1 pseudogene is annotated in these 999 nt (G+C 65.5%); it reads right to left on the reverse strand.

The window, feature by feature from the left end:
• Window positions 1-999 (reverse strand): annotated as a pseudogene (locus tag HP547_RS28915) (histidine kinase); the annotation flags it as partial.

Genomic DNA, 999 nt, shown 5'->3' on the forward strand with positions numbered 1-999 from the left:
CCTGGTCCAGCGGCGTGCGTGCGCGCTGCCGGCATACGCCGACCTGGGCCTCGGCCGCGCTCATGCGCGACAGTTGCATGTCGCACTCTGCCGCCATGCAGGCGATGGCAAAGCCATGGCTGGCGCGGCTTTGCAGCGTGCCGCCGTGGTTCAGTAGCTGGTCGGCCGTGTGCAGGTAGCTGACTGCCTGTGCAAAGGCACCGCTGTCGCGGGTGCGCGATGCCGCTTCGCACAAAAGCTGCAGGAACACTTCGCGGTCGTTCGCTGCAAACCCGCATGGGTCGGCGCTTTGCAGCTGGTGGGCGAGTTCGAACAGCACTTCGTGCAAATGCTCGGGCCAGGCCCCGAGCATGGCCTGGGCAATCTGCCCATGCAGCGAGGCACGCTCGGGTATCGGCGTGAGCTGGTAAGCCGCCTCCATTACCCGGTCATGGGCAAAGCCCAGGCCTTTCTGGCCAGGCAACAGGAAACCGGCGGCAATCAAGGCTTTCAACGGTTCGCCTGGTGGCTCTGCGAGGACCTGGTGGAGCAAGCCATCATCACATCGGTTGCCGGCCGCGCTGGCGACTCGCAGCACATCGCGTTGCGCCGCTGGCAGGCGTGTCAGGCGGTGGATCATCAGGTCGGCAACATTGTCGGCATAGCGGTGGCGGGCCACTGCCTGCAGGCACCACGACCAGCGCATGGCCTGGGTGTCGAAGTTGAACAGCTGGTCTTCGACCATGGCCCGGAGAATCTGGTTGATGAAAAACGGGTTGCCCGCGGTCTTTTCGTGCACCAGCCCGGCTAGCGGCAACGCTTGCTCAGGGCCGACGTGGTAGCGCTCGCCGATCAGTTCGGCTACCGCACCAACGGCCAGCGGACGCAGGGTCAGCGTGGTACTGCGCAGGGTTGCCGGCAAGGTGGGCATGGCATTGCCGACAGCCACATCGGTACGCCTGGCGAAGATCAGCAGCAGGTTGCCAGGCGGGTCAGCCAGTAGCTGAGCCAGCAGGCGCT

The organism is Pseudomonas sp. CM27 (assembly GCF_013179515.1).
GTDB lineage: Bacteria > Pseudomonadota > Gammaproteobacteria > Pseudomonadales > Pseudomonadaceae > Aquipseudomonas.